The sequence below is a fragment of the Rhodococcus sp. NPDC127527 genome (genome assembly GCF_042672245.1).
Classification (GTDB): Bacteria; Actinomycetota; Actinomycetes; order Mycobacteriales; family Mycobacteriaceae; genus Rhodococcus_G.
Window position 1 is genome coordinate 38,148 of record NZ_JBHXVP010000019.1, and the last position, 24,655, is coordinate 62,802.

Below are 24,655 nucleotides of genomic sequence, written 5' to 3' on the forward strand. Positions count from 1 at the left end.
AGTGGCTGAGGGGGCATGGGACGACGTGGCACGCAGGCCCCCCAACCGCAAGGAACAGATCAGTGCCGTCGCGAGCGAGATGTTCCTTGCCCGCGGCTACCACAACGTCTCGGTCACAGACGTGGCCGACGCGCTCGACATCACCCCGTCGGCGCTGTACCACCACTTTCGGAACAAGCAGGACCTGCTGTTCCACGTGGTGTGGAGCGGTCTCGAGAGGGTCGACTCAACGGTGCTGCGGTGCGATGACCTCGATGAGGCGATGGCGGCGCTGTCCTCGACGATCGTGCGGTCCACCGGTCTGGCGACCGTGTGGGAGCGCGAGGCGAGGAACCTCGAGGGCGCGCAGCGCGAGGAGATCCGCGAACGAGAGTCGCAGGTCATCTCCCATCTGGTGCCCCTGATCGTCGCGCGGCGACGGGAACTGGGACCGGGGGCGGGCGAGCTGGCCGCCCGAGCCGTGTTCGGTTCGCTCGGTGGTTTCCGGCGTCGGTACAGCCTCACGCGCCGCCGGGACGAGGCGATCATGGTGCGGCTGGGGGAGCTGATCGTCGCGGCGGACGTCTCGATGCTGGGGGAACCGGCGGCCGTCGGCGCCGAGATAGGCCAGGACGCCGCGGAGGCGGGCGGCGCACAGATCTCGCGCCGGGAACAGCTGCTCGAGGTCGGTACCCGGCTGTTCGACGAGTACGGGTATCAGTCGGTGACGATGAGTGACATCGGCAAGGCCGCGGGGATCGTCGCCTCCGCCGTTTACCGGCATTACAGTGCCAAGGAAGACCTGCTCGTCGCGGCCGCGACCCGGGGTCGCGAGCGGTTGCGGGCAGGCGCGGACCGCGCGCTGGCCACCGCCGTCGATCCGTGCGACGCGGTCGAACGGCTCGTCCGTTCGCACGTCGCGGTGTCCATGCAGAACCCGCACCTGATCGGGATCATCGCCAACGAGCGTGCGCAGCTCCCGCCGAAGGAGCGAACCGCGATGCGCCGGTTCCAAACCGACTACCTCGATGCCTGGCTGCAGACGATCGCGGCGGCGGCACCCGACCGGGATCCCGCCGAATCGCGCATCCGGGTCGCCGCAGTGCACTCGATGATCTACTTCGTCGTCCACGCCAGGGCCGGCCGGCCGCCGTGGCCGGGCCTGGACGAGTGGCTGACCCGGCTGGGAGTGTCCGCACTCCTGGACCGCTGACCGCGACGGCACCTCCCCAGCGAGTTCGCCCACGAACGATCTGTGACGGCACCCTGCTCGGATCCCGAGGCAGGGTCTCCCGACGTACCCGGACGCGGATCGTGACAAAACGCACATTGGGCAAGTCGGCATTTACATACTTTGCTATAGTCGCAGATAGTTACCGCTACACGGATTTGAAATGATGTCGTCGGCATTTCTCTGTGAAGCGGGCCGTCGGCGCTGTTGCCGCGGGACCCGGTCTGGCCGTCTCGGTGTGGAACCGGCGCCGCGCACGCAGCAGGTCCCTCCAGTCAGGAGCAACGCGCATGAACAACGCAGCCGCCATCGGTGATGGCATCTACCGGATCGCGGTGCCCATCACGGGCAGCCCGCTCGGTCACACCTGGGTGTACGCGATGGAGTCCCCGCGTGGTGTCGTGCTGGTGGACGCCGGCTGGGACGACGACGCTGCGTGGGATGCGCTGTCGGCGGGTCTCGGGGAGATCGGCCACGGTGTGGCTGACGTGGAGGGCGTCGTCCTCACTCACTTCCATCCCGACCATGTCGGACTCTGCGGCAGGGTGCGCGAGGTGTCCGGGGCGTGGATCGCGATGCACGAGTCCGATCGGGTGCATTTCGACGAGATGGTGGTCCCCCGGGACGCGGACTGGGCTGCCGCGGAGATGCGGACGCTGCGCCTCGCGGGTGCGTCTGCGTCCGATCTCGCGCAGTTCGAGCGCGACGTGCGGCGCACGCCGCCGGCTCGCCCCCAGTCGGCCCCCGACCGGACGCTGGTCGACGACGAGGTCATCGCGCTCGCCGGGCGTCGGCTCCGGGCCGTGCACACGCCGGGGCACACGCCCGGGCACGTGTGCTTCTACCTCGAGGACGTCGACGTCATGTTCACCGGAGATCACGTGCTGCAGAAGACGAGTCCGCATGTCGGCAGCTTCACGGTGCCGTTGGCGGAGCGCGATGACCTGGGCGCGTTCATGGGCTCGCTGGGCCGGGTCGGATCGATGGGGGTGACGCGCGGACTCGGTGCGCACGGCGCCGTGATCGACGACGTCGCCGGCCGAGCCGCGGCGCTCATCGACCATCACGAGGAACAGCTCGACCATTTGTACGCGGCCTTCGGCGACGACCCGATCACGTTGTGGCAGATCGCGAATCTGATGCGGTGGTACAAGCCGTGGGCCGAGCTGCCGTGGACCGGCAAGAGCCTCGCGCTCTCGGAGGCGGCCGCGCACCTGCGCCACCTGGTCGCGCGCGGGCTGGTCGCGCCGGAGCCCGGCGGCGGTGCAGCGCTTTTCCGGCGGCTCCCGTCATCGGATTCCCTTTTTCTGCAACAGGAATGCGCAGCGGATCCGCTCCGGGCATGAAGTGTCTGCGGCGGTTGCCGTCGGCGCGAGAGTTTCCCCAGTTCCACTGTGAACACCTCATCGAAGGGATGTTTTGTGACGATTTCGACGGAACGCGCTGCCCGGCACGACGGCGTGGAGGTCGCCTCGGTGCTGAGCTCGTACACCGACGGCGTGCTCACGATCACGCTCAACCGGCCTCATCGACGGAACGCCCTGCCGCGTGCCGGTTTCGAAGCTCTGGGTGCGGCTCTGCGGTCCGCCGAACGTGATCCCGACGTCCGGGTGATCGTGCTCCGGGGTGCGGACGGCCACTTCTGCAGCGGGGCCGATCTCGAGTCGGCGGGTGGCTCCGGGCATCCGCTCGACGGCATGCGCAGCGTCAATGCGACCGCGCGAACGCTCGCCGAGATGCCCAAGCCGGTCATCGCGTGCGTCGAGGGCTATGCGGTGGGTGCGGGCTGTAACCTCGCCTTGCTCTGTGATCTGGTGATCGCCACTCCGACAGCGAAGTTCAGCCAGATATTCGCCAAGCGAGGCGTGTCCGTCGACTTCGGCGGATCCTGGATCCTGCCGCGGCTGGTCGGACTCCAGCAGGCCAAGCGTCTGGTCATGCTCGCCGAGACGATCGAGGCCGACGAGGCGCTCGAGCTGGGTCTGGTCACCTGGGTCAAGGAGTCCGAGGAGATCGATGCCTTCGTCGGCGACGTCGCGCGGCGCCTCGCGGAGGGTCCGCCCGTGGCGCTCGCCCTGTCGAAGTCGCTGCTCGATCAGGGTTCGGGCCGGACGTTGGGGGAGGCGCTCGACGGCGAGGCGCACGCGTTCACGATCAACTTCGCCACCGATGCCCCGAACGCGATCGCCGCGTTCGTGGAGAAGCGCTCCGCGACCTTCGACGGTGGGTGGCAGGTGCCGTAATCGGTATCCGGTGAATTCCACTCCTGCCCAATAGTTTCGATGCACCGTGCGGTGCATCTCGCTGTCCGGATCGGTCAGGCGGCCGGGAGGGCCGAAGCCGATCTTCGTCGGGCCCGAGCAGCCGCTAACAGAAATCGTGAACCACATCATTCTACGATTGATCCTTGACATGAGCTGCGGATATTGAGTACTAAATAAATGACGACTTGCCGTGTGTGACGTACTCTTGCGGCGGCACGGCATGCGTGGGTTGCGGCTCCGTGTGTGGATGGGTGCTGGTTCGCGGTGCCCGTCGCCTGTGAACTCGATGATCAGTTGGGAGAATGATGAGCCTGTCCGAGGTCTACAAGAATTACGAGCACCTGGCGTTCGAGCGCACCGATGGGGTGCTCACGGTGCGGTTGAACCGGCCGGAGGTGTACAACGCGGTCAATCGGCAGTTGCACTCGGAGTTGTCGCGGGTGTTCGCCGATATCCGTGCGGATCGGGAGACCCGGGCGGTGGTCGTCACGGGTGCGGGCAAGGCGTTCTCGGGTGGTGGTGACCTGTCGAACATTGCGACGGGTTCGGGCGAGAGGCTGGACAACACGTTTGTCGAGGCCCGCAAGATCGTGATGGATCTGCTGGAGTTGCCGCAGCCGATCGTCTCGGCGGTCAACGGTCCGGCGATGGGTCTGGGTGCGACGTTGGCGTTGCTGTGCGATGTCGTGTTCGCCGGTGAGAGTGCGAAGTTCGCGGATCCGCATGTGCGGGTGGGTGTGGGTGCGGGTGACGGTGGCATCGTGATCTGGCCGTGGTTGGTCGGGATCAACCGGGCGAAGCAGTATCTGATGACGGGTGATGCGATGTCGGCGGTGAAGGCGGAGCGGCTCGGGTTGGTGAACGAGGTCGTGGCGGATGGCGAGTTGCTTGCTGCTGCACAGGAGTTCGCGGCTCGGTTGGCCGGTGGCTCGCAGCGGGCGATCCGGGGTACGAAGGCGGTGCTGAACAGCATCCTGCGGGACAACGCGAACCTGGTTCTGGATCCGAGTCTGATGATGGAGAAGGAGTGCTTCGCGTCGAACGACCACGTCGCGCCGATCGCCGCGTTCCTCGAGCGCAAGACCGCGAAGGCGAGCTAGCCGCGTGCCCCGCGAGATCAACGACAAGGAGCCATCATGAAGCGCACGATCTACAACGAGGACCACGAGGCCTTCCGGAAGACGATCCGGGAGTTCATCGCCCGCGAGGTCGTTCCGGTCTTCCCCGAGTGGGAGAAGCAGGGCTATGTCCCGCGCGAGTTCCTTCCCAAGTTCGCTGAGCTGGGCATCGCCGGGTTTGGGATCCCGGAGGAGTACGGCGGCGCCGGCGACGTGAGCTTCCGTTTAACGCGGTTCTCACCGAGGAGGTGTTCGCGGCCGGGGTGAACTTCGGCAACTGGAACATGTCCAGCGGCATCATCCTGCCGTTCATTCTCGACCTGGGGACCGAGGAGCAGAAGAGCCGCTGGTTGCCCAGCATTGCCGCCGGCGAGCAGCTCGCCATCGCGATGACCGAGCCCGGGGCGGGTTCGGACCTGGCGGGGATCAAGACGTCGGCGCGGCGCGAGGGTGACCACTTCGTGCTCAACGGTGCCAAGACGTTCATCTCCAACGCGTCGGTGGCCACCCGCATGATCGTGGTGTGCCGCACCGCGCCGGCGAGCGCCGAGGACCGCCGCGCCGGGCTGACGATGTTGGTGATGGACACCGATTCCGCTGGCTTCGAGGTCAACCGGCGGTTGGAGAAGATCGGGCTCAAGACCAGCGACACGTGCGAGATCTCGTTCACCGACGTGAGGATCCCGGTCGAGAACGTGCTCGGCGAGGAGGGGCAGGCGTTCTCGTACCTCGGCCGCTATCTGCCGCGCGACCGCCTGACGCTCGCCGTGCAGACCTGTGCCCAGGCGGCCGCCGCGATCAACTTCGCGAAGGAGTACGTGCGGGACCGGGAGATCTTCGGCAAAACGGTCGCCAGCTTCCAGAACACCAAGTTCGTGCTTGCGGAGTGCGCGACCGAACAGGCCGCGGCCCAGGCGCTCGTGGACAAGGCGCTCGAGTTGGAGGAGGCGGGCGAGCTGACGCCGGCGGATGCTGCGATGGCCAAGGTGTTCTGCACCGAGATGGCGGGCCGGGTGATCGACAAGTGCCTGCAGCTGCACGGCGGCTACGGCTACGTCCTCGAGTACCCGATCGCCAGGCTCTACGCGGACACCCGGATCTCCCGGATCGTCGGCGGCACAAGCGAGGTCATGAAGACCATCATCGCCAAGTCGATGGGCCTGTAGGCGAGACGGGGCGGCCCCTGCGGCGACCATCTCGGTGGTCGATTGTACGACTCACCCGCGCCGAACCCGTCAGGCGTCGTTCGCCGGACTCACAGGTGCCCGGGGTACCGCAGCAGCGGGGTGGTGAGCTCGATCAGACGTTCGCGCAGGTCTGGGCGTGCCCGTGCCGCCCGCATTCGCACGAGGCTGTTCACCACCATGAACACAGTGTCGATGACGATCTTCGCGGCTTCGGGCCCGAGGTCGGGTTGGCACTCGCGCAGCAGCCGCTTCCAGACGTTGAAGTAGTCCCGCTGGGAGCGCTGCGAGTGCTTGCGCTCCTTGTCGGGGAGTTCATCGCGTTCGCTGGTCAGGATCCCGATCAGACGGCTGTGGTCGAGAGCGAAGTCGATGTGCGAACGTAGCAGCAGGTCCAGTGTTTCCTCGGGTGCGCCGCCCTGCTGCAGGGCCGACGCCATCCCGGAGTGCATCCGCTCGTCCCCGCGCATGAGGGCAGTCGAGAGGATCTCCTCCTTGGTGGGAAAGTGCTTGTACACACTGGATCCGGTGATGCCGACCGCGGCGCCGATGTCATCCATCCGGACCGATTGGAAGCCGCGCTCGTCGAACAGTCGGGTGGCGTGCTTGATCAGTTGTTCCCGTCGGGGCAGCTCGACTCCCGCGTAGGCCTCTGCGGGAGTCGACTGTTCGGTGGTGGCCGGGGCCTCGGTCAACTCGCAGTGCACCAGGGTCGACAGTAGTTCGTAACGGAGCCGGAGGAATTCGCCCTTGGGCAGCGTGATGCGATGCAGGCCGAAGGAGCCGAACGCCGCTATGAGTGCCCACGTGAGAAGTTCGGTGTTGGCCTCGTCCAGATCCGGTCGCTCACCGGCGACGAGCACACGGACGAGGGCGGCGTTCTCGATCAGGCGTTGCCGCAGCAACGCGCGCTGGTCGTCGGGAAGGTGGCGTGACTCGCGCTGCCACAGCGCGGGCAGACCTCGCCGCTCCAGCGCGATGACTCCGGTCGCGCGCAGGTACTCGTCCATGTCCTCGGAGGCCCGGACGGACGAGTCCATCACCTCGAGTCCGGCGAGGACCGCCTGCAGCAGCAGGTCCCCCTTGCTGCTGAAGTGCCGGTAGAGCGCGCCGGCCGTGATGTCCACCTCAGCTGCGACGTCCGCCATCGACACGTTGTGGTAGCCGCGATCGCGGAAGAGCCGCGAGGCGGCGACCACGATCGACTGCTTGCGGTCACGAGGCCGACGGGCGCGCGGCTTGGCCGCCGCTGACTGAGTCACGGAATCCCTCCCTTGTCAAAGCATCTGCCAGGCACCCCGAGGACTCGAAGTGAATACCCGTCGCCAACGCGGTGTTCGATGGATAGGCCAATTCACCATCATATACGCCGTTCTATGTGAACAGTGACCCGCAACGATCGGTGAATGCTCAGGAAGGGGGCGCGGGTCCAGTGGCAGACGGCCCGGCGCCGGTCCGCGGTCGTAGCAGGTTATCCCCGGATCGCTCCGTCGATCCGGATGGTCTCGCCGTTGATCATCGGGTTGCCGACGATGGCCAGGGCGAGCTGGGCGAACTCCGCGGACCTGCCGAGTCGGGCGGGATGCGGGACCCGGTCGGGCACGCGGCGGACGCGTTCCTCGGAGAGGAGTCCGAGGAGCGGAGTGTCGAACACGCCCGGTGCGATCGTGGCGACGCGGATGAGCCGGCTCGCCAGGTCGCGGGCGGCGACGAGCGTCAGTCCGGTGACGCCCGCCTTGGCCGCGGAATAGGACGCCTGCCCGATTCGACCTTCGAACGCGGCGATCGACGAGGTCATCACGACGACGCCGCGTTCGCCGTCGACCGGCTCGTTCCGGGCCATCCGGGTGGCTGCCAGGCGCAGCACGTTGAAGGTGCCGACGAGGTTCCGCTCGACATCGTCGGTGAACAGCTCCAGGTCGCCGGCCGCGCCGTTCTTGTCGACCACCCGGACGCCGTGGCCGCCACCGGCGCAATGGATCACCGCCCCGAGCGGCGCCGACTGCTCCACCACGTCGAGCGCGTTCTCGACCGCCTCGGTGTCGAGGATGTCGGCCGGCGCGAAGGTCGCGAGTGCGCCCAGTTCCTTGGCGGCGATCTCTCCGTCGGAGTGGGGGAGATCGAGGATGACGGTGGGTACGCCACGCGAGACGAGTGCTTCCGCGCTAGCGCGCCCGAGACCGGAGGCGCCGCCGGTCACCAGTGCGGATCGATCGGTCAGGATCATGCTCGTGTCTCCCGCACGTCGTTGTGCCGCACCGCTACCGGCCCCGGGCTTCGCGCCGGATGACTTCCTGACCGCGCGGATCGATGATGCGATCGAACTGCTTCAGGTTGTGTGCGTGTCCCAGGTTGTGCAGGGCGAGAGCGGAATCGAGGGCGACGGACTGGCCCTGGGCATCGAGGCTGCGGTTGACCGCCTCCTTCGCCAGGCGCAGGCCGAAGGCCGGTCGGGCGGCGATCCGCTGGGCTAGCGCCAGTCCCGCGGCGTCGAGTTCGGATCGCGGCACCACCTTGTTGACCATGCCGGCCGCGTGGGCCTCGTGGGCGTCGATGGCACCGCCGGTGAACAGTAGCTCCTTGGCCCGTCGGGCACCGAGTTCCCAAGCATGAGTGAAGTATTCACCGCCGTTGACCCCGAAGATGGTGACCGGGTCCGAGAAGGTGGCGTCGTCGGACGCGATGATGATGTCCATCGGCCACAGCAGCATCAGCCCGCCCCCGATGGCGCGTCCCTGTGCCAGCGCGACCGTGGGCTTGGGGATGTCGCGCCAGCGCTTGCACAGCCCGAGATAGGCCTCGCATTCGAAGGCGTAGTGGCCGGCGGCGCCGGGCTCGTCGAGGCCGGACGCGATGGTCGCGGTGGGCGCGCAAGGGAGCACCGCGCCGCCGCCGATCTCGTGCCCGGACGAGAAGTTCGCGCCGTCCGCGGCGAGAATGATCACCTTCACCGCGGGATCGTGTCCGGCCTCCGTCAGCGCCGCATCCAGTTCGTAGAGCATGGTCGGGTTCTGCGCGTTGTGCTTCTCGGGTCGGGACAGGACGATTCGCGCTACGCCCTCGGCGGGGTCCTCGCGACGAATGGTCGGTGTCGCAATTGCTGTGAGTTCCGAACTCGTCATGACACTCCTGGTCTTCCGTGGTTACTCGGGGACATTCGTGGCGCCGCGGGCATCCGGGCGCCGATCCTGCACCGAGGCCGCAATGAATTCTTTTGTGGTGCAGAGGATCGAGACCCAACGCGCCCATGTCATGCGGTGGCAGCGGGTGATGTCACCGCCACCGGGACACGTGCCCGCGCGGCGGATGATGCCCGTGCACCCGACGTGCCCGTAGCTGGTCCGCGGTCACCTCGAAGTAAATCACCGTCAGCCTAGCGAGGCAATAGCTGCATCCCTGTGGCCCGGGGGATTGTGGGATAAGAAGTGAATCCGGTCGGGCCAGATTGGCGGCCTTGTGGCGCGTCGAGGGGTGGTGCATACTCGCGGCAGGTCGCAACAACAATCCCAGTAGCTCCACTTCCACACTGGTGAAGGGACTTTCATGACTGCCACAGATACCGCGCCGACGAGCGCGGGAACACGAGTCGTCGAGGCGGTGGCGCGGTGAACCTCGACAATGCTTCCGCCGTCGTGACCGGCGGCGCATCCGGGCTCGGCCTGGCCACCGCCGAGGCGTTCGTCGCGCGTGGTGTGCCCACCGTCATCGTCGACCTCCCGAACTCCGCGGGGCGGGAGGCGGCATCGGCGCTCGGTGAGGCGGCGGTGTTCGTGCCGGCGGACGTGCGCGACTCCGAGGCGCTCGATGCGGCGCTGGCCCGGGCCGAGGGGTTCGCTCCGCTACGCGCGGTGGTGCACTGCGCCGGACGCGGTGGCGCGGAGCGGATCGTCGGACTCGACGGCAGGCCGGGGGATCTGGACAAGTTCCGAGACACCGTTGCGATCAACCTCGTGGGCAGCTTCAACGTGCTTCGGCTCGCTGCCGCGCGGATGGCGCGTTCCGCACCCGTCGAGGGCGAGCGCGGCGTCGTCGTGATGACCTCCTCGGACTCGGCCTTCGAGGGGAATGTCGGCCAGGCGGCGTACGCCTCGGCCAAGGCCGGCATCGTTGGGCTCACGCTGGTCGCGGCCCGCGACGTCGCGGCCAGGTGTGTCCGGGTCGTCACGATCGCCCCGGGCATCTTCGAGACCCCGATCCTCGCCGGGGTCCCGGAGCGAGTGCGCCGGCGTGTTGCATCCGAGGTTCCGTTTCCGTCACGTCTCGGCGCGCCGGAGGAGTTCGCGCGGTTGGCCCTGGCCGTCGTCGACAACCCCATGATCAACGGGGAGACGATTCGCATCGACGGAGCCCTGCGGATGAGCTATCCCTGAGTGGATGCAGCCGCGAGAACGGTGAGCCCACCGTTCTCGCGGCTGTCAGGTCGCGGTCGGTCGGTCGTCAGACCGCCATGTCCTTGGCGATGATCGTCTTGAGCACCTCGCTGGTACCGCCGTAGATGCGGTTGACGCGAGTGTCGGCGTACAGGCGGGCGATCGGGTACTCACGGATGTAGCCGTAGCCGCCGTGCAGCTGCAGGCACTTGTCGATGACCCGGCCGGCGACCTCGGTGCAGAACAGCTTGATCCGGGCCGCGTCCGCCGCGGTGAGTTCGCCGGTGTCCTCGAGCTCGAGGCCCTTGTCCACCATCGCCTGTGCCGCCGTCACCTCGGTCTTGCATTCGGCCAGAACGAACTTCGTGTTCTGGAACGAGGCGACCGGCTTGCCGAACACGGTGCGCTCCTTGGTGTACGCGACGGCGAATTCGATAGCGGCGGTCGCCCGGGAGACGCCCTCGACACCCATCGAGAGCCGCTCGCGGGGCAGGTTCTGACCGAGGTAGGAGAATCCGGCCCCTTCCTCCCCGAGCAGGTTCTCAACCGGAACCCGGATGTCCGTGAACGTGAGCTCGTTGGTGTCGCTCGCCAGGTGGCCGATCTTGTCGAGTTTGCGCCCATACGTGAATCCCTCACTGTCCGTAGGGACCACGAGCAGGCTCAGGCCGGCGCGGCGGTCCTCGGCGGTGGCCGCCGACGTGCGGGCCGCGACGACGCACAGCTCGGAGTTGCGGGCCCCGGAGATGAAGGTCTTCGAGCCGTTGAGGACGTAGTGCGTGCCGTCCTCGGACAGCGTTGCCGTGGTGCGGATTCCGGCCAGGTCCGATCCGGTGCCCGGCTCGGTCATGGCGATGCACAGCAGGATGTCGCCGGCGGCAATGCCGGGGAACCACCGCGCGCGCTGTTCGTCATTCGCGAGGTTGAGCAGGTAGGGGAGCACCACGCCCTGGCTGATGCCGTAGTTGTACATCGCCACCGCGGAGAGCGCGGATTCCTCCGCGATGATGGCCTGATACTTGTAACTGACGTCGCCGGCCCCGCCGAACTCCTCGGGGATGTCGAAGCCGGTCACGCCCAGGCCTGCGAGCTTGCGGAACAGCTCGCGCGGGGGATATCCGACCTCTTCCCACTCGGCGAAGTACGGGGTGACCTCCTTCGCGATGAAATCGCGGATGGTGGCCCGGTAGGCCTCGTGGTCCTCGTTGTAGATGGTGCGCTTCATGCGATTCTCATTCCGGTTGGGAGACCTGCGTGGTGGCCGCGGCCGTGTGGGCGGTGCGTAGATCCCGCTTGAGGATCTTTCCCGCCGCCGACATCGGGAGGGTCTCGACGAATTCGATGCTGCGGGGGATCTTGTACCCCGCGATGTGCTTCCTGGCGTGGGTCTGGATCTCCTCGGCGGTGGCGTGGGCGCCGGGCTGGAGGACGATGACGGCGTGGACGCGTTCGCCCCATCTCTCGTCGGGCACTCCGATGACCGCACAGGAGGAGACACCGGGATATGTGGCGATGGTGTTCTCGACCTCGGCGGAGTAGACGTTCTCGCCGCCGGTGATGATCATGTCCTTGATCCGGTCGACGACGAAGAGGTAGCCGTCCTTGTCGAGGTAGCCGAGATCGCCGGTGTGCATCCAGCCGCCACGCAGCGCGTCGGCGGTCTCCTCGGGCTTGTTCCAGTACCCCATCATGACGTGGTCGCCGCGGGTGACGACCTCGCCGACCTCGCCGACGGGCACGACGTTGTCGTCCGGGTCGTGGATCTCCAGTTCCACGTGGGCGACGGTGCGTCCGGTTGCCTTCTGCTCGGGGCCCTCCGCGGGGTCGAGGATGGTCAGCACCGCCGTTTCGGTCATGCCGTAGCCCTGCCCGAATCCGGCCGATGGGAACGCCTTCATGGCTCGTTGTCGGAGCCCGTCGGAAAAGGCGGACCCGCCGCAGGTGATGCGACGGAGGCTGGTGAGGTCGTACGAGTCGATGTTCGGGTCGTCGCAGATGATCTGCATCATCGAGGGGATCAGGATGCACGTGGTCACCTGGTACCGCTGGACGGCGTCGAGGAAGCCCGTGGCCGTGAACGAGGGCAGGAACACGTGTGTGCCGCCCAGGATGTTCTGGGTGTGCCAGCTGGTGATCGCGGCGATGTGGAACAGCGGGGCGGTGTGCAGGTTGACCCCGCCGGCGATGGCCGCGAGGTTGACGACGTGCGTCCCCAGCAGCGACGTGAACAGGCCACGGTGGCTGATCATGACGCCCTTGGGCTCTCCGGTGGTGCCGCCGGTGTAGAGCAGCAGTGCCAGGGTGTCGCCGCCCCGTCGAACGTCGGGCACCGGTGCCGTGTCCGCGATGAGTTTCTCGTAGTCGAGCATGCCGTCCGGCGTGGGCTCGTCGCCGCAGTACACTACCGCGTGCAGCTGCGGACAGTGCGCGCGCAGCTGCACGGCCGCGGACACGTGCGCGTCGTCGACGATCAGCACCTCGGTACCGGAATCGTTGATCGCATAAGCGATTTCGGGGACACTCCACCGCGTGTTGATCGGAAGCGCCGCGGCTCCCGTCCACCAGGAGCCCAGGAAGCACTCGTGGTGCCGGTCGGAGTTGAGTGCGAGCAATCCGACGCGGTCACCCTCGCGCACCCCGATGCCGCGCAGGGCGCCGGCCAGACGGGCCACACGGTCGGCCACCTCGGTCGTGGTCCGGATCCGGTCGCCGCAGATTGTCATGATCCCGTTCGGCCGCTGCTGAAGTGAGCGGTGCAAGGGGAGTGTGAGGTACACGGGGTGCTCCTGAAGTGAGGGGTGCAGATGCTGACGATGCTCCAAGACGAACTCAGGGGGTCCGCCGGCCCGGCGGGTCAACGCGTCGCCGGGCCGGCGGGGTCCGGGATCAGTGCGTGCCGGCGTCGACGACCAGGCACTGACCGCTGACGTAGTTCGCGTCCTGGGTGCACAGCAGGTAGGCGGCACCGGCCGCCTCCGACGGGGTGCCCGGCCGGCCGAGCGGGATGCGGGTCGAGGCGCTGTCGGCGATCTTCTGGTTGATGCCGACGGGGAGCTTGCGCCCCTCGACCTCGATGAAGGCGTCCTCGCCGGCCACGGCCTCGGTCATCCTGGTGAGGATCCAGCCGTAGGCGACGGCGTTCACGTTGACCTTGTACCGGCCCCACTCGCGGGCCAGGGACTTGGTCAGGCCGATCACGCCGGCCTTCGCGGAGGAGTAGTTGGCCTGTCCCGCACCGCCCTTGGTCCCGGACACCGAGGACACGTTGACGACCTTGCGGTGGTGGTCGACCGGGTTGGTCTTGAAGTACGGCTGCGCCGCGCGCAGGATCTGGAACGGGGCCTTGAGGTGCACCTCGAGGATGGCGTCCCACTGCTCGTCGCTCATCTTCTGGATGACGCTGTCCCAGGTGTACCCGGCGTTGTTGACGATGATGTCGAGGCCGCCGAAGTTGTCGATCGAGGTCTGCACGAACCGGTCGGCGAAGCCCTCCTCGACGACGGACCCCGCGCACACGACCGCGGTGCCGCCCGCGGCACGGATGGCCGCCGCGGTCTCCTCGGCCGTGTCCTTGTCCAGGTCGTTGATGACGACGCTCGCGCCCTCGGACGCCAACTTCATGGCGATCTCCCGGCCGATTCCGCGGCCCGATCCGGAGACGATTGCCGACCTACCGTCCAGAGTTCCCATTGATTTCTCCTTGCTACTGGTTGATGGTGACGACGGCGGAGCCCCGCAGGGTCACGGTGCCGTCGGGAAGGGTTGTGGTCAGATCGAGGTGGGCCTGCGAGCCCTCGACGCGCACCACGGTGCCGTGGCAGGTCGGTTCGGCGTTGACCGGCGTCACCGCGGCGAAACGTACTGAGTACGAAACGATCTGGTGCTGGGGTACCCAGTCGGTGAGCAGGCGGCCGAGGTATGCCATCGAGAGCATGCCGTGCGCGAACACGTCGTCGATGCCGACCTCTCGGCAGGCGTCGATGTCGATGTGTGCGGGGTTGTGGTCACCGGATGCGCCGGCGTAGAGCGCGAGGGTGGTCCGGCTGACCCGGGGCAGCTCGAGTGTGCGGGTGTCACCGATGTTCATGCCGACACGCTCCCAACTACCTCGCGCAGTACAACGGTACTGCGCAGCGTCGCGACGAGCTCGCCGTCACGGGTCGCCTCGGCGGTGCGCACCAGGAATTCGAGGGCGCCACCCTTCTTGTCGTAGACGTCGGTGACCGCGGTGGAGAAGGTCACCGTGTCGCCCGCGTACACCGGCTGGTGGTACTCGAAGGCCTGCTCGGCGTGCAGGATGGTCACCGGGTCGATCCCGAGCTCCTCGAGGAACGCGAACGGGTTCGGCACCTCCGCGTTCAGGCAGAGCAGGAATGTCGGGGGCACCGGCAGGTCGCGATGGCCCGCCGCGTTCGCGGCGGCGAGGTCGGAGTAGACGGGGTCCAGCTGGCCGGTGGCCTTGGCGAAGAAGCGCAGCCGGCCGCGCTCGACGAACACGGTGTGCTCGGGCGAGCGCCTGCCGATGATCGATCGATCGAGCCTCACGTCACGACACCTTCTCGTAGAGGGTCACGACGCCTGCGCCGCCGAGGCCGAGGTTGTGCTGCAGGGCCAGGGTGGCGCCCTCGACCTGCCGGGCGTTCGCCTCGCCGCGCAGCTGCCAGACCAGTTCGGCGCACTGCGCGAGCCCGGTCGCGCCGAGAGGGTGGCCCTTCGACATCAGGCCGCCGGACGGGTTGACGACGACCCGGCCGCCGTAGGTGTTGTCGCCGGCGAGGACGAACTTCTCCGACTCGCCCTCGTCCACCAGGCCGAGGGCCTCGTAGCAGAGCACCTCGTTGACGGTGAAGCAGTCGTGCAGCTCGACCACCGCGATGTCGCGGGGGTCGACGCCCGCCGCCTCGTACACCTGGCGCGAGGCCTCGGTGGTCAGGCCGGCGCCGACGGCCTGGATCATGCTCTTCTCGAACGAGGACGGCCGGTCGGTGGTCATCGCCTGCGCGGCGATCGCGACATCCGTGCGCAGACCGTGCTTGCGCGCGAACTCCTCGCTGCACACGATCGCAGCGGCCGCGCCGCAGGTGGGCGGGCAGGCCTGCAGGCGCGTGACCGGGCCGAACAGGTGCGGCGAGTCCAGCACCTGCTGCTCGGTGATCGGGTCGCGGAACACCGAGTACGGGTTGTTCGCGGCGTGCGTGCGGGACTTGACGGCGACCTTCGCGAACACCGACGGGTCGGCGCCGTACTTGTCGAGGTACTCCAGTCCGGCGCCGCCGAACAGCTGCGCCGTCATCGGAATCGAGTTGTCGACCCCGTGCAGCTCGTTGAGCATCGTCACCGAGCGGCCCATGGGGCTGGGGCGATCGGGCCACACCGAGGCCAGGGCGCCGGGGCGCATCTGCTCGAAGCCGATCGCGATCACGCACTCGGCCGCGCCCGAGGCGACCGCCTGCCGGGCCAGCCACAACGCGGTCGACCCGGTGGCGCAGTTGTTGTTGACGTTGACCACCGGGATGCCCGTGAGCCCGACGTTGTAGAGCGCGCGCTGCCCGCTGCACGAGTCGCCGTAGACGTACCCGATGTACGCCTGCTGGACGAGCTCGTACGCGATCCCGGCGTCCTCCAGGGCCGCGCGTGCTGCGCCCTCGCCCATGACGTCGTAGTCGTCGCTCTTGCCCGGTTTGGTGAACGGCACCATCCCGACTCCGACGACGTGAACCCTGTTTCCCATCGACACTCCTTGATCAGAATCGTGTGAATGGGTTTTGAGTTTTTCTGGCATTTGCCCACTTGTCAAGTGTCAATTGGGGCTAGCTTCGAGGGCAGTCTCGTGTACATAATGCGAACAGGGGCGGGTCGGGAAGGGCCCGATTCCGGTAACCTTCGAGGAGATTCCATGCGTGATGCAGTCATCGTCGACGCCGTCCGGGCACCGGTCGGCAAGCGCAACGGCGCACTGTCGCGGACGCACGCCGCGTCGCTGTCCGCGCACGTGCTCAATGCGCTCGTCGACAGGACCGGTCTGGACCCCGCGGTCGTGGACGACGTGATCTGGGGATGCGTGGAGACCCTCGGCATGCAGTCGCAGTGCATCGCCCGTTCGGCGGTGCTGTCGGCAGGCTGGCCCGAGCACGTGCCCGGTGTCACCGTCGACCGGCAGTGCGGTTCGTCCCAGCAGGCCGTCCACCAGGCCGCGGCCGGGGTGATCGCCGGTCAGTACGACATCGCCGTCGCAGGCGGCGTCGAGCTGATGAGCGCCGTCCCGCTCGGCACGGCGGCCACCATCGGCGACTTCGGTGATCCGTACGCGCCGATGGCCCGGGAGCGCTACCGCGGCACCAACTACGCGAAGGGCGGCGGCCCGCAGGCGATCGCCGACGAGTACGGCCTCACCCGCACGGACATGGACCAGCACGCACTCGACTCGCATGCGCGCGCCGCCGCCGCGATCGACGAGGGCCGCTTCAAGGGCCAGATCGCGCCCGTCCCGGTCGTGGACGAGTCCGGCGCGCAGCGGCTGTTCGACACCGACGAGGGTGTCCGGCGCGGCGGCACCCTCGAGTCGCTCGGCGGGCTGCGGCCTGCCTTCGCCGCGGACGGCACCATCACCGCCGCCACCTCCTCGCAGATCTCCGACGGCTCGGCCGCCATCCTGGTCACCACGAGCGAGATCGCCCGCGCGAACGGGTGGGTGCCGATGGCGCGCATCCACACCGCGGTGGTGACGGGAACCGACCCGATCACGAACCTCAAGGGCGCGATCCCGGCGACGGCGAAGGCGCTGGCGAAGTCGGGGTTGTCGTTGTCGGACATCGGGACGTTCGAGATCAACGAGGCGTTCGCGTCGGTGTCGTTGTCGTGGTTGCGGGAGACGGGTGCCGACTACGACCTGCTCAACCCGTACGGTGGCGCGATGGCGATCGGTCACCCCGTCGGTGGGTCGGGTGCCCGGTTGATGACGACGCTGGTGCACCGGATGCGCGACGAGGGCATCCGGTACGGGCTCCAGTCGATGTGTGAGGGCGGCGGAATGGCGAACGCCACCATTCTCGAACTGCTCTGACATCCCGTGCGCCGATCTCGGTGCCGGCCGGCCAGGGACGGTCGGCCGACACCGAGATCGGCGCGGGCCCCCTTCGACGAGCTCCGAGACGAGGACGACACGTGCACACACCGCAGCAGGCACCGCGACGGGGCGTTTCGACAGCCCGCTCCGCCAACGAACGGACGTTCCTCGGCGGGTTGGGTGCCGCCCTCGTCGTCCAGGCGACCGCGGTCGCGTTCACCGAATTCGTCGACGTCGGCCACTCCGCGGTCGAGTGCGCTGTTGCGGCGCTTGCAGTCTCGCTGCCGTTGATCGTGTACCGCCGGTGGGTCGATGCGGAGCGGAGCGCCTGCAGCACCGCGCGCCCGACCTGACCGGTCGCGGCACCCCCGCCGAACGTCACGTACGTGCGTCGTCGCGGTACACCGAGCCCATGCCCGCGGTCGGACGGGTCTCGGAGTCGCCGAAGAGCGCGCTCGCGCCCGCGTGAATCTCCTCCGGCGTGAACGGCGCGCCGGTCTTCGCGACGGTGCCCGCCCGCACCCATCCCTGAATCCACTCGACCCCATCGGCACCCGTGACGAACACCTGCCCCGTCACCCCTCGTGACAGGTGGCTGGCCAGATAGCCGACCATCGGCGAATTATTCTCGGGCGCAGTGAGATCAAAGTCAGATCCAGGAGTGGGCCGCGAATAGCCCGGGTTGGATACGGTCATCCGCGTGCGGGCGCGCGGGCAGATCGCGTTGGCGCGCACGCCGAATTGCTCCAGGTCGCGCGCGATCACCACCGCCATGGTCGCGATCGCGGCCTTGCTCGTGGCATAGCCGAGGTACCCGGCGCTGCCGGCCAGGCCGGCTCGCGAACTGGTCAGGATGACGCTCGCATCGACCGACCCGCCCGTGCTCGCGCTGCGGTCGCGCCAGTACCGGGACGCGTCGCGGCACGGCAGGAAATGGCCGCGCAGGTTCACGCTCTGGATCAGATCCCAATCCGCGGTAGACATTTCGTGGATCGGGCGCTCACGGATGATGCCCGCATTGCACACCAGGATGTCGAGACCGCCGAAGCTCTCGATGGCCTGGTCGATCAGAGCCGCCGAGCCGGCCTCGTCCGCGACGTCACCGTAGTTCGGTTCGCATTGCCCGCCTGCGTGGCGGATCTCCTGGCACACGTCGTCGGCCGGTCCGTCCGTGCGACCGGCTCCGTCGCGGGCGACCCCGAGATCGTTGACGATCACCCGGGCGCCGAGGGCGGCCAGGTGGAGCGCGTGCGCCCGGCCGACGCCCCGCCCGGCCCCTGTCACGACGGCGACCTTGCCGTCCAAGAGTGTGTTCATGGTGGTAACTCCTCGAGTGGCTCTGGCGTGTGATGTACGCAGAAGTTCGCGAGAACAGCAGGCGCGATGTGGATTTCGACGATGCGCCTCGGCCGTACCGTTCGGCGTGCTGTGATCACGAGGACTACTGCGAGTGTGCGGTGACTGTCACTGTAGCGACGGGCGACCGGTCTGCGCCGCCGCGATGGCCCAAGTTTCTGTGATAGCGATATCCGATGGGCTGCATTGCAAACACCTATTCGACCGATGGCTTCTGTGATGGATTTCATAGTGCGAGAGCAACTCTCATTCTCAGCGTGCGTTCAGCCGTGTCTCTGACCCAGAAAGCGCAGCTTCATGAATCTTCAGTTCTCGAGCGACGAGCTCGAATTCCGTTCGCAGATGCGAACCTTCTTCACCACCGAGATCCCGGCCGAGATCCGCGAACGAGCCCGGCTCGCCGTGACCATCGACGAGCGCGATCGCGTTGCCACGCAGCGGATCCTCAACGCGCACGGACTCGCGGTCCCGCACTGGCCGGTCGAGTGGGGCGGGCGGGACTGGTCGCCGGTGCAGCGACACATCTGGCTCGACGAGATGCAGCTGGCGACCGTCCCCGAGCCGATGCCGGCCAACACCGCCATGGTGGGTCCGGTGATCGCGTCCTTCGGCTCGCAGGAGCAGAAGGAGCGCTTCCTTCCCGCCACCGCGAACATCGACATCTATTGGTGCCAAGGATTTTCCGAGCCGGATGCGGGATCGGACCTGGCATCGCTGAAGACCCGGGCGGTGCGCGAGGGCGATCACTACATCGTCAACGGCCAGAAGACGTGGACCTCGCTCGCACAGCACGCGGACTGGATCTTCTGCCTGGTGCGGACCGATCCCAACACGGCGAAGCCGCAGGCCGGGATCTCCTTCCTGCTGATCGACCTGAGCACTCCCGGGATCACGGTGCGACCCATCGAACTGATCTCCGGTGGCGCGGAGGTCAACGAGGTGTTCTTCGAGGACGTGCGCGTTCCGGTGGAGAACCTCGTCGGTGCGGAGAATTCCGGGTGGACCTACGCGAAGTTCCTGCTCGAGCACGAACGGACCGGCGTCACCCGGGCGGGCGCGACGAAGGTCCGGGTGGCCCGGGCCAAGGAGTACGCGGCGCGGATCGAGGTCGACGGCGGCACCCTGCTCGACGACCCGCTGTTCGCCGCTCGCATCGCCGACCTGGAGAACGAGGTGCTCGCCCTCGAGCTGACCCAGCTGCGGGTCGTCACCGGGCGGGAACGGGGCGGCTCGGTGCCGTCGCTGCTCAAGCTGCGCGGGTCCGAGTTGCAGCAGGAGGCCACCGAGCTGTTGATGGACGTGGCGGGATTCGACTCGCTACCGACCGGGGCGCCGGCGGGGGTCGCGAGCGAGGTGTGGGCGCAGCGCAGCGCACAGAACTACCTGAACTACCGCAAGGTGTCGATCTTCGGCGGGGCCAACGAGGTGCAGCGGACGCTCATCGCCTCGTCGGCGCTCGGCCTGTGAGTGGGGAGAACGCAATGGATTTCGATCTGAGTGACGAACAGCAGATGCTCGCCGAGGCCACGAGGGACCTGCTGGCGAGGAGCGACGACCCCGAGGGTCGGGCGCGGGCGGTCGCCGGCGAGCTGGGCTGGAGCCGCGCGGTGTGGAAGTGCCTCGCCGCCATGGGCCTGCTCGGCCTGACGTTCGCGGAAGAGGACGGGGGCATGGACGCCGGCCCCGTCGAGGCGATGGTGGTGATGACCGAGATCGGCCGCCGCCTCGCGCCGGAACCCCTGGTGGACGCGGTCCTGCTGCCGGGCGGCCTGGTCGCGGCGGTGGGTACCGCGCACCAGCGGCGGGGCATCCTGCCCGATCTTGCCGCGGGGGAGGCGCTGTTGGCGTTCGCACACCACGAGCCGGGCCGGCGCTGGCCGGACACCACTGTCGCCACCGCGGCCACGCGGAGCGGGACCGGCTGGACCGTCACCGGGACCAAGCACCCGGTCCTGCACGGTGATTGCGCGCAGCGCCTGATCGTCAGTGCCGCGCTCCCGGACGGAGGCATCGGACTGTTCGTCGTGGGCGCGGACGCCGAGGGTGTCGCCCGGACCGGCTACCGCACGCACGATCATCGGCGCGGGGCGCAGATCGAGTTGTCCGCCGCGCCGGCCGAACCGCTGGGCGAGCCGATCGATCGGTCCGCGGAGATCGAGGCGGCCGAGGTGCGGACGCAGGCGCTGCTGTGCGCGGAGGCGGTCGGCGCGATGGACGAGGCGCTGCGATTGACCGTCGAATACCTCAAGACCCGCAAGCAGTTCGGTGTTCCGTTGGCGCGGTTCCAGGCGCTCACCCACCGGGCGGCGGACATGTATGTCGCCCTGGAGCTGGCCCGCAGCATGAGCCTGTATCTGACGATGTCGCTCGCCGCAGGCACGGCCGACGCGATCGTCGCGTCGCGCGCCAGGTTGCGGGTGGCTCGCTCGGCGCGGCTGATCGGGCAGCAGGCGATCCAGATGCATGGCGGTATCGGGCTCACCGTCGAGTACCCGGTGGGCCACTACGCGAACAGGCTCACCGCGATCGAGCACACGCTGGGCGGCCGGGACGACCACCTGCGACGCCTGAGCGGCCGGGTCCGCGACCATCGCATGGTTGTGATCCAGCCATGACGGGCGCTGCCGCCCCGGTGGCGGTGGTCACCGGTGCGGGGCAGGGGATCGGGGAGTCCATCGCGTCGACCCTCGCCGCCGACGGGGCCGGGGTCGTCATAGTCGATGTGGACGCCGATCAGGCGGCGCGGGTGCAGCGGTCGATCGAGGCGTCGGGTGGTCGGGCGCTGGTCCACCTCGCCGACGTGAGCAGTCCCGCGCAGGTCGAGGAGCTGTCGGCGGCGGTCCGCACCTGGGCCGGTCGGGTCGACATCCTCGTCAACAATGCCGGTATCGGTGATTCGATCACGCCGACCGAGTCCCAGGAGATCGAACGCTGGCAGCGGGTCGTCGACGTGCTGCTGCGCGGCACCTACCTCTGCAGCCGTCAGTTGGCACGCGATTTCATGTTGCCGGCCCGCTTCGGCCGCATCGTCAACATCGCGTCGATCGCCGGGCTCGTGGGCTTGCCGATGCGGTCCGCCTACAGCCCGGCAAAGGCCGGGGTGATCATGATGACGAAGACGCTCGGTGCCGAATGGGCGAGCCGGGGAGTGACCGTGAATGCAGTGGCTCCTGGGTACATCGCGACCGCGGCGGTCGCCCGGGCCCAGTCCAACGGAAAGCTGGACGGGGCCCTGCTGCGGCGACGGATTCCCGTCGGTGAGCTCGGTGCGCCGCACGACATTGCGCGAGTCGTGGCCTTCCTGGCGTCGCCACAGTCGCGATACATCACCGGCGCCACTCTCCCGGTCGACGGGGGATGGACCGCGTTCGGTGCCGCGGGGGACGCCCACCATCCCGACGGTGAGGCCTGACGCCGACCCGCCTCCGGCACGAATCTCGTTGGCTCGGTGAATGATCCACCGGGCCGCACTCGCACATCGGTTTCCCCTCTTGCACGATGAAAGGTCACTCATGTCGTCGGTCGATGTCTCCACCGAGCCTCAGGGGTCGGTGACGCCGCCATCGCGATCCGCGCGCTACGCGTGGGTCGTGGTCGCGCTGATCTTCATGTTCATGTTCTTCAACTTCGCCGACAAGGCCGTCGTCGGACTCGCAGGCGTGGAGATGATCCACGACCTCGGGATCGACAAGGCCGACTTCGGCCTGGTCCAGAGCAGCTTCTTCTGGCTGTATGCGGTCGGTGCGATTCTCGGTGGACTGCTGGTGACCCGAATCCCGGCCCGCTGGCTGCTGGCGGCGACGGGCACCATCTGGGTGCTGGCGCTGCTACCGATGGTGTGGAGCACGAGCTTCACGGTGCTCGTGGTGACCCGGGTGATCCTCGGCCTGGCCGAGGGGCCGTCGGGGGCGATGGCGATGAACGTGATCCACAGCTGGTTCCCGGAGAGCAGGCGCGCGCTGCCGAGCTCGATCATCATCGCCGGTACGTCGATCGGGCCGGTGGTGGCGGCGCCGGTGATCACCGCGGTCGTGATCCGGTACTCGTGGCACGCGGCCTTCGCGGTCACTGCCGCGGCCGGCATGGTCTGGGTCGTGCTCTGGCTGATCTTCGGCCGGGCGGGGAACGAGCCCGCCGAGGCGTCCACGCCCTCCGAGACGGTCGTCGAGCGGCTGCCGTACCGGCGGTTGTTGCTCAGCGGGACCGTGTTCGGTGCCTGTGTGCTGTTCTTCGCCACCTACACCAACGCGGCGATCAAGGTCACCTGGTTGCCGTTGTATCTCCGGGAAGGGCTGGGGTACGACGCGACGACGGCCGGCAACCTGGTCACGCTTCCGTACCTGGCATCGGCGTTCATGATGATCAGTGCGGGGCTCGCATCGCGGTTGATGACCAAGCGTGGGGTGAGCAATCGAATCGCGCGCAGCGGATTCGCGGCCGCACTCGTCGGCCTCGGTGGTATCAGCACGATCGCCTTCACCATGGTCGATCGCGGGGTGCTGCAGATTCTGCTGATCTCGGTGGGGGCGTCGTTCGTGGGCGGGGCGAACGGGGTGGCGTGGGCCGCGGTGTCCGAGCTGGTCCCGGCGGCACAGCGCGGCGTCGTCTACGGCTACATCACGGCGATCTACAGTCTCGGCGGGATCATCGGTCCGCTCGTGCTGGGGCATCTCGTGGGCGACGCCAAGGCGGCCCCGCTCGATGGCTACTCGCGTGGCTTCGTGATGCTGGGGACGCTGTTGATCGTCTGCGCTGTTCTGGCGTTCTTCCTGCTCAACCCGGATCGTGACCTCCGACGATTCCGGGCACGGTCGGCAGATCCGGCGCCGGTGGACAGCGGGTCGGGCGACGGTCTCGTCGGCGAGGTGGCGCGCGACCGGGAACCGACCGCGTGAGGTGAGGTGCGCGGGGGCGGCGCGTCCACCCGCCGCCCCGCGCACGTCGCTTCCGGCGCGTGCCGTTTCGGGCGCCGGAACCCGGGTTCAGGAAACGCCGAGCGCGCCGAGCAGGGTGCCGAGTTTGGTTGTCGTCTCGGCCAGTTCGGACTCCGGGTCGGAGGCCGCGACGATGCCGCCGCCCGCCCACGCCCGCAGCCGCAGGCCGTCGGCATCGACCTCGGCGCACCGGATCGCGACCACCCACACGCCGTCACCCTCGGCATTGCACCAGCCGGCCGCGCCGCCGTAGAAGCGGCGCGGTTCCTCGGCGGCGCGGATGGCCTCCAGCGACGTCTCGAACGGGGTGCCGCCGACGGCGGGGGTGGGGTGCAGCAGCCGGGCCAGTTCGAGAGCGGACGGTGCCGGATCGCGGAGCAGCCCGCGGATGGGGGTGGCCAGGTGCCACACCTGGCCGGTGCTGATCAGCTCGGGCGCATCGGGCACGGACAGTTCGGTGCACACCGCACCGAGGACCTCGCGGATCCGGTCCGTGACGTAGGCGTGCTCGGTCCGGTTCTTCGCCGACGCCAGCAGGGCCTGGCCCTCGGCGCGGTCGGCCTCGGGGTCGGTTTGGCGTGGGGCGGTGCCGGCGAGGGGGAAGCAGCGCACCTCCCGGCCGGAGCGTTCGAGCAGCAGTTCCGGACTGGCTCCGACGAGGGCATGGCCGACGTAGTCGTCGCCGGCGGGGCTCAGGTCGACGCCGAATCCGTTGCCGTGCGGGTCCTGGGTGACCAGCCGCGCCAGCAGCGACCACGGCCGGATCGGCTCGTCTGCCTCGACGACCACCGAGCGCGCGGCCACGACCTTGTCCAGTTCGCCCGCCCGCAGCCGGTCCACCAGGGCGGCGACCCGGCGCAGGTGTTCGTCCGGCGAGGGAAGTCGGTCGACGACGCGGACTGCAGGCAGGGTCGGCGCCGCGTCCGGGCGCCAGGGCCCGGCACTGAAGGCCGAGGTCTCGGGCGCGGTCAGGGCCACCGGTCCCGCGGGATCGAAGGGCAGCGCGCCGACGACCATCGGGACATCCCGCCGCGCGAGAGCCTCGGCGGCCGCATCGATCTCGCGGTACTGGTCCCGGCTGCCCGAAGTACGCAGGGTCCGATCGGCGCGCGAGAGCAGAAAACCGTCCATGTCGCCTACCGACGATAGTCGG

At 68.4% G+C, this 24,655-nt stretch carries 22 protein-coding genes and 1 pseudogene; 12 read left to right on the forward strand and 11 right to left on the reverse strand.

The genetic code is table 11. The annotated features are described in order from the left end of the window. The first annotated feature begins 1 nt into the window (after window position 1). From ACFVH2_RS23010 to ACFVH2_RS23030, 5 genes and pseudogenes are all read left to right on the forward strand, one after another. Window positions 2–1,192: a TetR/AcrR family transcriptional regulator gene (locus ACFVH2_RS23010; protein ID WP_378426360.1), complete on the forward strand. Its 1,191-nt coding sequence runs from the start codon at window positions 2–4 to the stop codon at window positions 1,190–1,192. Between the two features lie 308 nt (window positions 1,193–1,500). After that, a complete protein-coding gene (locus ACFVH2_RS23015) occupies window positions 1,501–2,556 on the forward strand; it encodes an MBL fold metallo-hydrolase (protein WP_378426358.1) in 1,056 nt (351 codons plus the stop codon). A gap of 81 nt (window positions 2,557–2,637) precedes the next feature. Further along, the gene (locus ACFVH2_RS23020; protein ID WP_378426438.1) at window positions 2,638–3,453 is read left to right on the forward strand and encodes an enoyl-CoA hydratase/isomerase family protein; all 816 of its coding nucleotides are present in this window, start codon (window positions 2,638–2,640) and stop codon (window positions 3,451–3,453) included. Between the two features lie 326 nt (window positions 3,454–3,779). Further along, window positions 3,780–4,574: an enoyl-CoA hydratase/isomerase family protein gene (locus ACFVH2_RS23025; RefSeq protein ID WP_378426356.1), complete on the forward strand. Its 795-nt coding sequence runs from the start codon at window positions 3,780–3,782 to the stop codon at window positions 4,572–4,574. A 36-nt stretch (window positions 4,575–4,610) separates the two neighbouring features. Beyond that, a pseudogene (locus ACFVH2_RS23030) lies at window positions 4,611–5,758 on the forward strand (acyl-CoA dehydrogenase family protein). A gap of 89 nt (window positions 5,759–5,847) precedes the next feature. On the opposite strand, the gene ACFVH2_RS23035 reads toward ACFVH2_RS23030, so the two are convergent. The 3 genes from ACFVH2_RS23035 to ACFVH2_RS23045 form a co-directional block, all read right to left on the reverse strand. Then, a complete protein-coding gene (locus ACFVH2_RS23035) occupies window positions 5,848–7,038 on the reverse strand; it encodes a TetR/AcrR family transcriptional regulator (protein WP_378426354.1) in 1,191 nt (396 codons plus the stop codon). Between the two features lie 209 nt (window positions 7,039–7,247). Then, complete coding sequence (locus tag ACFVH2_RS23040; RefSeq protein WP_378426352.1) at window positions 7,248–8,003, reverse strand: SDR family NAD(P)-dependent oxidoreductase; 756 nt, start codon at window positions 8,001–8,003, stop codon at window positions 7,248–7,250. A 34-nt stretch (window positions 8,004–8,037) separates the two neighbouring features. After that, window positions 8,038–8,898: an enoyl-CoA hydratase gene (locus ACFVH2_RS23045; RefSeq protein ID WP_378426350.1), complete on the reverse strand. Its 861-nt coding sequence runs from the start codon at window positions 8,896–8,898 to the stop codon at window positions 8,038–8,040. A gap of 483 nt (window positions 8,899–9,381) precedes the next feature. Between ACFVH2_RS23045 and ACFVH2_RS23050 the strand changes: the two genes are divergently transcribed. After that, window positions 9,382–10,146 carry an SDR family NAD(P)-dependent oxidoreductase gene (locus ACFVH2_RS23050; protein WP_378426348.1) on the forward strand — a complete coding sequence of 255 codons (765 nt, stop codon included), beginning with the start codon at window positions 9,382–9,384 and terminating at the stop codon, window positions 10,144–10,146. Between the two features lie 67 nt (window positions 10,147–10,213). Here the strand turns inward: ACFVH2_RS23050 and ACFVH2_RS23055 are convergent, their stop codons facing one another. From ACFVH2_RS23055 to ACFVH2_RS23080, 6 genes are all read right to left on the reverse strand, one after another. Continuing rightward, window positions 10,214–11,371 (reverse strand): acyl-CoA dehydrogenase family protein, encoded by a 1,158-nt coding sequence (locus ACFVH2_RS23055; RefSeq protein WP_378426346.1) that lies wholly within the window; start codon window positions 11,369–11,371, stop codon window positions 10,214–10,216. A gap of 7 nt (window positions 11,372–11,378) precedes the next feature. Then, window positions 11,379–12,923 carry a long-chain-fatty-acid--CoA ligase gene (locus ACFVH2_RS23060; RefSeq protein WP_378426344.1) on the reverse strand — a complete coding sequence of 515 codons (1,545 nt, stop codon included), beginning with the start codon at window positions 12,921–12,923 and terminating at the stop codon, window positions 11,379–11,381. A gap of 109 nt (window positions 12,924–13,032) precedes the next feature. Further along, window positions 13,033–13,836 (reverse strand): SDR family NAD(P)-dependent oxidoreductase, encoded by an 804-nt coding sequence (locus ACFVH2_RS23065; RefSeq protein WP_378426342.1) that lies wholly within the window; start codon window positions 13,834–13,836, stop codon window positions 13,033–13,035. A gap of 13 nt (window positions 13,837–13,849) precedes the next feature. Beyond that, window positions 13,850–14,233: a MaoC/PaaZ C-terminal domain-containing protein gene (locus ACFVH2_RS23070; protein WP_378426340.1), complete on the reverse strand. Its 384-nt coding sequence runs from the start codon at window positions 14,231–14,233 to the stop codon at window positions 13,850–13,852. Then, window positions 14,230–14,691, reverse strand: coding sequence for a MaoC family dehydratase N-terminal domain-containing protein (locus ACFVH2_RS23075; protein ID WP_378426338.1), 462 nt, complete (start codon window positions 14,689–14,691; stop codon window positions 14,230–14,232). Before ACFVH2_RS23075 ends, ACFVH2_RS23070 begins: the two co-directional genes overlap by 4 nt. Before the next feature lies 1 nt (window position 14,692). Continuing rightward, window positions 14,693–15,877: a lipid-transfer protein gene (locus ACFVH2_RS23080; RefSeq protein WP_378426336.1), complete on the reverse strand. Its 1,185-nt coding sequence runs from the start codon at window positions 15,875–15,877 to the stop codon at window positions 14,693–14,695. A gap of 165 nt (window positions 15,878–16,042) precedes the next feature. Here ACFVH2_RS23080 and ACFVH2_RS23085 point away from each other — a divergent pair, with 165 nt between their 5' ends. Together ACFVH2_RS23085 and ACFVH2_RS23090 are read left to right on the forward strand one after the other, a co-directional pair. Further along, window positions 16,043–17,209 (forward strand): thiolase family protein, encoded by a 1,167-nt coding sequence (locus tag ACFVH2_RS23085; RefSeq protein WP_378426335.1) that lies wholly within the window; start codon window positions 16,043–16,045, stop codon window positions 17,207–17,209. Window positions 17,210–17,310: 101 nt separating this feature from the next. Further along, window positions 17,311–17,565, forward strand: a complete 255-nt coding sequence (locus ACFVH2_RS23090; RefSeq protein ID WP_378426333.1) for a hypothetical protein — start codon at window positions 17,311–17,313, stop codon at window positions 17,563–17,565. A 25-nt stretch (window positions 17,566–17,590) separates the two neighbouring features. Here the strand turns inward: ACFVH2_RS23090 and ACFVH2_RS23095 are convergent, their stop codons facing one another. Continuing rightward, window positions 17,591–18,529: an SDR family NAD(P)-dependent oxidoreductase gene (locus tag ACFVH2_RS23095; RefSeq protein ID WP_378426332.1), complete on the reverse strand. Its 939-nt coding sequence runs from the start codon at window positions 18,527–18,529 to the stop codon at window positions 17,591–17,593. Window positions 18,530–18,865: 336 nt separating this feature from the next. Here ACFVH2_RS23095 and ACFVH2_RS23100 point away from each other — a divergent pair, with 336 nt between their 5' ends. The 4 genes from ACFVH2_RS23100 (at window position 18,866) to ACFVH2_RS23115 (ending at window position 23,463) form a co-directional block, all read left to right on the forward strand. Next, a complete protein-coding gene (locus ACFVH2_RS23100) occupies window positions 18,866–20,035 on the forward strand; it encodes an acyl-CoA dehydrogenase family protein (RefSeq protein WP_378426331.1) in 1,170 nt (389 codons plus the stop codon). Window positions 20,036–20,049: 14 nt separating this feature from the next. Further along, window positions 20,050–21,183 carry an acyl-CoA dehydrogenase family protein gene (locus ACFVH2_RS23105; protein ID WP_378426329.1) on the forward strand — a complete coding sequence of 378 codons (1,134 nt, stop codon included), beginning with the start codon at window positions 20,050–20,052 and terminating at the stop codon, window positions 21,181–21,183. Further along, the gene (locus ACFVH2_RS23110; RefSeq protein WP_378426327.1) at window positions 21,180–21,980 is read left to right on the forward strand and encodes an SDR family NAD(P)-dependent oxidoreductase; all 801 of its coding nucleotides are present in this window, start codon (window positions 21,180–21,182) and stop codon (window positions 21,978–21,980) included. The genes ACFVH2_RS23105 and ACFVH2_RS23110 overlap by 4 nt, the downstream gene beginning before the upstream one ends. Before the next feature lie 100 nt (window positions 21,981–22,080). Then, on the forward strand, window positions 22,081–23,463 hold the full coding sequence (locus ACFVH2_RS23115) for an MFS transporter (protein ID WP_378426325.1): 1,383 nt from the start codon (window positions 22,081–22,083) through the stop codon (window positions 23,461–23,463). Between the two features lie 87 nt (window positions 23,464–23,550). Here ACFVH2_RS23115 and ACFVH2_RS23120 read toward each other — a convergent pair whose 3' ends face one another. Next, the gene (locus ACFVH2_RS23120) at window positions 23,551–24,633 is read right to left on the reverse strand and encodes an isochorismate synthase MenF (protein WP_378426323.1); all 1,083 of its coding nucleotides are present in this window, start codon (window positions 24,631–24,633) and stop codon (window positions 23,551–23,553) included. Between the last annotated feature and the right edge of the window lie 22 nt (window positions 24,634–24,655).